The following is a 6,080-nucleotide window of genomic DNA, read 5'->3' on the forward strand; positions in this document are numbered from 1 at the left end:
GGCCGAGAGTCACGCCACGGCGTGCCGCCGCGGCGCCGTCAGGCCGAGGCCGCCGCGGCCCAGCGCCGCGCGGTCTCCACCTCGTCCGCGGGCAGCGCGTCACCGGCCGCGATAACCCGGGGCCGCAGCGCCGGTTCCAGGGTCAGCGCCCGGAAGTAGAAGCCGATGGTGACCTCGTGGTCCGGGCGGTGCACCACCTCGACCGGGTCCCCGGCGGAGATCGTCCCCGGGTGGATCACGCGAAAGTACGCGCCGGGGGCGGCGTCCTGGGTGAAGCGCTTCACCCAGCCCCGCTCGCCCAGCCAGCCGGCGAAGGTCCGGCAGGGGATGCGGGGGGCCGTCGCCTCCAGGACCAGCTCCGTGCCGATCCGCCACCGCTCGCCTACCAGGACGCCGGTGACGTCGATCCCGGCGGTGGTCAGGTTCTCCCCGAAGACCCCGTGCGGCAGAGAGCGGTCGAGCGCCGCCTCCCAGCGGTCCAGGTCCTCCCGGGCGAAGGCGTACACGGCCTGGTCGTAGCCGCCGTGATGGCGCAGCTCGCTGATCTCGTCCCCGGCCACGCCGCTGCCGCCGACCCCCTTGGGGCCGTCCGGCGGTCGGACGGTGACGGGGCCCTCGACGGCCCGCTTGTCGATGCCGGTCGTGCCGTCGGGGCAGCTGGTGTGCTCCGTGGGCCGCCGCCGGCCGGCGTTGACGGAGACGATCCGGGGGGCTGGGGCCGTGGAGGAGTCCATGGGCCGAGACTAGCCAGCCCTGCCCGCCGGGCGCCTCGGCTTTCCGCGGTGCGGACGGGCGCACCGGCGTGCGGGCCGCGGTGCGCGGTGCTTTCCGGGCATGACGAGGGCCCGGCGCGCTGAAAGCGTTCTTCACCGCTCATCGCTCGGAAGCGGTGGAGAACGGCCTCAGCGGCGCCGGGCCTGACGTCGCACGCCCGCCGCCCCGGAGGGCGGCGCGGTGCGGTGGTGCTCAGCTCTCGGTCAGCAGCCCGCGACGCAGCCGGCTCAGGGTCCGGCCCAGCAGACGGGAGACGTGCATCTGGGAGATGCCCAGCTCCTCGCCGATCTCGCTCTGCGTCATGTTGCCGACGAAGCGGAGCGAGAGGATCTGGCGGTCGCGCGGGGGCAGCTCGGCGATCAGCGGCTTCAGGGACTCGATGTACTCGATGCCCTCCAGGCCGTGGTCCTCGTAGCCGATGCGGTCGGCGAGGGCGCCCTCGCCCTCGTCCTCCTCCGGCTGCGCGTCCAGCGAGCTGGCCGTGTAGGCGTTGGAGGCGGCCATGCCCTCGATGATCTCCTCGTGGGAGAGCTGGAGGCGCTCGGCGAGCTCCGCGACGGTCGGCGAGCGGTCGAGCTTCTGCGCGAGCTCGTCACCGGCCTTGGCGAGGTCCAGGCGCAGCTCCTGCAGGCGGCGCGGGACCCGCACCGACCAGGAGGTGTCGCGGAAGAACCGCTTGATCTCGCCCACGATGGTCGGCATGGCGAACGTGGGGAACTCCACGCCGCGGTCCGGGTCGAAGCGGTCGATCGCCTTGATCAGGCCGATGGTGCCGACCTGGACGATGTCCTCCATCGGCTCGCTGCGCGACCGGAAGCGGGAGGCGGCGAACTTCACCAGCGCGAGGTTCAGCTCGATGAGCGTGTTCCGCACGTAGGAGTACTCGGCGGTGCCCTCCTCCACCGAGCGCAGGCGCTCGAAGAGGTTCTTGGACAGCGCGCGCGCGTCCATCGGGGCAACCTTGTCGAAGGGGATGTCGGGGAGCTCGTCCGCGAGGGCCGCGAGCGAGTCGCGCTCGTCGTCGACGACGACCGCGGTCTCCTCCACCTCGTCCGACGGGGCGGCCAGGGTGTTGTCGGTCTGAGGGGCGGGTGACGGTGACATGGTCAGTCCTCCGTAAGTGGTCCGGGCGTTTCAGGCTGCCGAAGCCGCGGTCTGGGATGGATTGCGGCGCCTCCGAAGCCGACTCGTAGCGATCATGTCTCCTATAGCCCTATCGGGCCAGCACCCAAACAGGCAAGTCCGATATGGGTACATAGTCCGCAATGCCATGGTTGGCTGGGTGTCCTGGTGGGATTTCACCGGCTAATGTTCGAAGTTACCGAGTACCTCATACCGACTGAAGGGGTGTGCATGGAGCGCGGCCTGCCCGACAGCGTGCAGCGGCGCAACGCCGTGGTGGAAGTGCGTCGTCCAGGGTCTGGACTCGTGGTCGCCGTCGAGGGCGAGCTCGACCACCATTCGGCCGATCTGCTGCGTGACGCACTCGACGCGTGCCTCGCCGAGGGCTGTTATCGAATCGTTGTCGACTGCTCGGCCCTGGAGTTCTGCGACTCGACCGGCCTGAACGTGCTCCTCGGCGCGCGCATGACCGCCGAGGAGGCCGGTGGCACCATCGGCCTGGCGGCGATGCAGCCCGCCGTGGCGCGGGTCTTCGAGATCACCGGAGCCGAATCGGTCTTCCCCGTGCACGACACCGTGGACGAGGCCCTGGCCCACCTCGCTGCGGAGTGAGCGGTTCCGCAGGTCCGGGACACGCCGCGTGGGATTCACCTGATCCGGCACGTGTTCCTCCCGGACAACAGGGCAGGAGACCAGTCACACATCGGACGAGCCAGGAGGCAGCCCGGTCCGTTACGGGGGAACAGATCCCGGTGATCGGTGAGGTGAGGAGCACATGAGTGCGGCCCAGTCGGTTCCTTCAGGGGCCGGACCAGAGTTCCCGGGGCATATTGCCGAGGTCACCCAGCAGGTCCGGCGGCTGAAGCTGCTCGGCGTGAGCGGAACGGTCGCGCGGGCCAGGGGGTTCACCCGCCAGGCCCTGTGCGACTGGGGGTGGTTGCCCACCGCCAACCCCGATCTGGAGGCGGCGGCGGACGACGTGCTGCTCGTCGTCTCCGAGCTCGTCACCAACGCGTGCCTGCACGCCGCCGGACCCGACGAGCTCCGCGTGGGGCGCCGCCCCAAGCTGCTGCGACTGGAGGTCACCGACCCCGGTGACGGTTCTCCGGTGCCCCGCGAAGGCCGGGCCCCGGGTCGCCCCGGCGGACACGGCATCTTCATAGTCCAGCGCCTCAGCCTGGACTGGGGCGTGATCCGCAATCCCGACGGCCCGGGGAAGATCGTCTGGGCGGAGATGGCCGCCCCCGGTCTCTAGCGACCCGGCCGTCGCCCCGAGTGCCCCCGCGTCCGGCGCGGGGGCACCGTCCTGTCCGCGTCCTGTCCGCCCCGCGGCCGGATCCGGCCGCCCGCCCCGCCGCGCGGACGGCGGGGCCCCTCGCTGTCCGGACCGAGGTCTACCATCGGCCCATGACCCGCGTACTGCTCGCCGAGGACGACGCGTCCATCTCCGAACCGCTGGCCCGGGCGCTGCGCCGCGAGGGCTACGAGGTGATCGTCCGGGAGGACGGGCCCACCGCCCTCCAGGCCGGGCTCCACGGCGACGTCGACCTGGTCGTCCTCGACCTCGGCCTGCCCGGCATGGACGGACTGGAGGTCTGCCGGCGGCTGCGCGCCGACGGCCTGACCCTCCCGGTGCTGGTCCTCACCGCCCGCGCCGACGAGGTGGACACCGTCGTCGGTCTCGACGCCGGCGCGGACGACTACGTGACCAAGCCGTTCCGCCTGGCCGAGCTGCTGGCGCGGGTCCGCGCCCTGTTGCGGCGCGGCACCGCCGAGTCGGCGCCCGTACCCGTGGTCCACGGCGTCCGCATCGACATCGAATCCCACCGCGCCTGGATGGGGGACGACGAACTCCACCTCACCGCAAAGGAGTTCGACCTGCTGCGCGTCCTGGTGCGCGACGCCGGCCGCGTCGTCACCCGCGAGCAGCTGATGCGGGAGGTCTGGGACATCACCTGGTGGTCCTCCACCAAGACCCTCGACATGCACATCTCCTGGCTGCGCAAGAAGCTCGGCGACGACGCGGCCAACCCCCGCTACATCGCCACCGTGCGCGGTGTCGGGTTCCGGTTCGAGAAGAAGTGAGCGGGGCCATCGCCCGATGCGACGTCGTCTGATCACCTCCACGCTCTCCGTGGTCCTGGTGGTCATCGCGGTGTTCGGCATCTCCCTCGGGATCGTCGAGACCCGCGCCATCGAGTCCGGCGCCCGCGACCGGCTCCAGTCGGAGGCCGCCCGCCTCGTCGCCGTCGTCGAGGGCCGCCTCGTCGCGGGGGAGACCGTCACCGAACGCACCATGCGGACCTCCGCCCCCAGCGACCGCTACGTCCTGATCGAGCTGGACGGCGCGGACATCATCACCATCGGCGAGGAGCCCGAGGGCCGCAGCGTCTCCGCCTCCGAGAAGGGCGCACAGGGCGAGACGGTCACCGTCTCCCAGCCCCGGTCCGCCGTGGCCGGCGAGATCACCCGCACCGTCACCGTGATCGTCACCGTCTCCCTGCTCGCCGTCGCCGCCGCGCTGCTGCTCGCCGTGCGGCAGGCGCACCGGGTGGCGGCCCCCCTCACCGACCTCGCGGAGGCCGCCGAACGTCTCGGATCGGGCGACCCCAGGCCGCGCCACCGGCGCTACGGCGTGGCGGAACTCGACCGCGTCGCGGACGTCCTGGACGCCAGCGCGGAGCGCATCGCCCGCATGATCACCGCCGAGCGGCGGCTCGCCGCCGACGCCTCGCACCAGCTGCGCACGCCGCTGACCGCGCTCTCGATGCGGCTGGAGGAGATCATCGAGACGGAGGACCAGGACACCGTCAAGGAAGAGGCCGCCATCGCCCTCGCCCAGGTGGAGCGGCTGACCGACGTGGTGCAGCGGCTCCTCACCAACTCCCGGGACCCGCGGCTGGGGTCGGCCGTCAGCTTCGACCTCGACGGCGTCGTCCTCCAGCAGATCGAGGAGTGGCGCCCCGCCTACCGCGCGTCCGGCCGCGTCATCGTGCACTCCGGCAAGTCCGGGCTGCGGGCGGTGGGCACACCGGGGGCGGTGGCGCAGGTGCTCGCGACCCTGGTGGAGAACGCACTCATGCACGGCGCCGGCACCGTCGCGCTGCGCACCCGCACCGCGGGGAACCAGGTCGTCGTCGAGGTCACCGACGCCGGGCGCGGGGTGCCGCACTCGCTCGGCGGTCGCGTCTTCGAACGCTCCGTCAGCGGCCAGAACTCCACCGGCCTCGGCCTGGCGGTCGCCCGGGACCTCGCCGAGGCCGACGGCGGACGACTGGAACTCCTCCAGCGGCAGCCGCCCGTCTTCGCACTGTTCCTGCTGCGGGAGTCCCCCGGGGGCTCCGGCGGGTCCGGCGGTGGCACCGCGGGCTCCGGTGCCGGTTCGGGCGGCCACGGCGGGGGAGCGGCGGCCGACCCGAACCGGGCCGACCGCGGGCCGGGAGCTCAGGCGTCGACCGGCGCGGGCGGCGCACCGTCGGCGGCGGCCGCCGACGAGCGAGCCCCGCGGAACACCCACGTGCGGTAGGACCAGAACCGGAACAACGACGCCAGCCCCAGACCCACCACGTTCTTGGCGACGTTGTCCGCGAGCGCCGACGTGAAGCCGAACCCGTAGTGCGACAGCGCCAGTGCGCCGTTCTCGATCACCATGCCCACGCAGGAGAAGAGGACGAACAGCGACGCCTCCCGGCGCCGCCGCGTCTTGTCCGCGTGGCGATACGTCCAGTAGCGATTGCCGAGGTAGTTGGTGCAGATCGCGGCGGAGGTCGCCAGCACACCCGACTGGAGCGGGCCGAGCCCGGCAGCCTGGGCGCCGAGGTTGAAGACCACCACGTTCACCAGGAACCCGAAGGCGCCCACCGTGCCGAACCTGGCCGCCTCGCGGGCCAGCCGGCGCAGCCGGAACGGCAGCGGGAGCCTCTCGGTCATGCCGGCCATGCTAGATCCTGTCCGGCCTCTCCCGCCGGGTCCGACGCGAGGTGCCCGGTCCGCGGGGTCGCCGGCCACGGCCGTCCCGCTGCCCCGCCGCGGGGCCACCGACAGGGCCGCGCCGCTGTGCACCCTGCTGCCCGCCGGCACCTCCGCCGGGCGCAGGGGGAGTCGCCTGGCCGGCCTCTCGCCGTGCCGCGCGCCGATCCTCGGCAAGGGAAGGGACCGCCGCGCGTGGTGAGAGGGCGGGGCAG

Annotated in this window: 7 protein-coding genes; 4 read left to right on the top strand and 3 right to left on the bottom strand. The window is 72.8% G+C overall.

What is annotated here, in order from left to right; all coding sequences use genetic code 11:
• Nucleotides 1-38: 38 nt before the first annotated feature.
• Together HCJ92_RS21135 and HCJ92_RS21140 are read right to left on the bottom strand one after the other, a co-directional pair.
• Complete coding sequence (locus HCJ92_RS21135; RefSeq protein WP_167935206.1) at nucleotides 39-734, bottom strand: MOSC domain-containing protein; 696 nt, start codon at nucleotides 732-734, stop codon at nucleotides 39-41.
• 232 nt (nucleotides 735-966) lie between these two features.
• A complete protein-coding gene (locus HCJ92_RS21140) occupies nucleotides 967-1,878 on the bottom strand; it encodes an RNA polymerase sigma factor SigF (RefSeq protein WP_167935207.1) in 912 nt (303 codons plus the stop codon).
• A gap of 249 nt (nucleotides 1,879-2,127) precedes the next feature.
• Here HCJ92_RS21140 and HCJ92_RS21145 point away from each other — a divergent pair, with 249 nt between their 5' ends.
• The 4 genes from HCJ92_RS21145 to HCJ92_RS21160 all read left to right on the top strand — a co-directional run bounded on the left by HCJ92_RS21145 (nucleotide 2,128) and on the right by HCJ92_RS21160 (nucleotide 5,422).
• Complete coding sequence (locus HCJ92_RS21145) at nucleotides 2,128-2,508, top strand: STAS domain-containing protein (RefSeq protein WP_167935212.1); 381 nt, start codon at nucleotides 2,128-2,130, stop codon at nucleotides 2,506-2,508.
• 163 nt (nucleotides 2,509-2,671) lie between these two features.
• Nucleotides 2,672-3,151, top strand: coding sequence for an ATP-binding protein (locus HCJ92_RS21150; RefSeq protein WP_167935208.1), 480 nt, complete (start codon nucleotides 2,672-2,674; stop codon nucleotides 3,149-3,151).
• 152 nt (nucleotides 3,152-3,303) lie between these two features.
• Nucleotides 3,304-3,981 (top strand): response regulator transcription factor, encoded by a 678-nt coding sequence (locus tag HCJ92_RS21155; protein ID WP_167935209.1) that lies wholly within the window; start codon nucleotides 3,304-3,306, stop codon nucleotides 3,979-3,981.
• A gap of 16 nt (nucleotides 3,982-3,997) precedes the next feature.
• The gene (locus HCJ92_RS21160; protein WP_167935210.1) at nucleotides 3,998-5,422 is read left to right on the top strand and encodes an ATP-binding protein; all 1,425 of its coding nucleotides are present in this window, start codon (nucleotides 3,998-4,000) and stop codon (nucleotides 5,420-5,422) included.
• Here HCJ92_RS21160 and HCJ92_RS21165 read toward each other — a convergent pair.
• The gene (locus tag HCJ92_RS21165) at nucleotides 5,341-5,826 is read right to left on the bottom strand and encodes a GtrA family protein (RefSeq protein ID WP_167935211.1); all 486 of its coding nucleotides are present in this window, start codon (nucleotides 5,824-5,826) and stop codon (nucleotides 5,341-5,343) included. The two genes, HCJ92_RS21160 and HCJ92_RS21165, sit on opposite strands and share 82 nt — an antisense overlap.
• Nucleotides 5,827-6,080: the final 254 nt, after the last annotated feature.

Origin of the sequence: Streptomyces spiramenti (assembly GCF_012034385.1) — a bacterium.
GTDB classification, from domain to species: Bacteria; Actinomycetota; Actinomycetes; order Streptomycetales; family Streptomycetaceae; genus Streptomyces; species Streptomyces spiramenti.

What these genes read in the sequence shown, in the direction of transcription:
- HCJ92_RS21155 (WP_167935209.1), top strand. Translation starts at nt 3,304, where the DNA reads ATGACCCGCGTACTGCTCGCCGAGGACGACGCGTCCATCTCCGAACCG.
- HCJ92_RS21140 (WP_167935207.1), bottom strand. Translation starts at nt 1,878, where the DNA reads ATGTCACCGTCACCCGCCCCTCAGACCGACAACACCCTGGCCGCCCCG.
- HCJ92_RS21160 (WP_167935210.1), top strand. Translation starts at nt 3,998, where the DNA reads ATGCGACGTCGTCTGATCACCTCCACGCTCTCCGTGGTCCTGGTGGTC.
- HCJ92_RS21135 (WP_167935206.1), bottom strand. Translation starts at nt 734, where the DNA reads ATGGACTCCTCCACGGCCCCAGCCCCCCGGATCGTCTCCGTCAACGCC.
- HCJ92_RS21165 (WP_167935211.1), bottom strand. Translation starts at nt 5,826, where the DNA reads ATGACCGAGAGGCTCCCGCTGCCGTTCCGGCTGCGCCGGCTGGCCCGC.
- HCJ92_RS21145 (WP_167935212.1), top strand. Translation starts at nt 2,128, where the DNA reads ATGGAGCGCGGCCTGCCCGACAGCGTGCAGCGGCGCAACGCCGTGGTG.
- HCJ92_RS21150 (WP_167935208.1), top strand. Translation starts at nt 2,672, where the DNA reads ATGAGTGCGGCCCAGTCGGTTCCTTCAGGGGCCGGACCAGAGTTCCCG.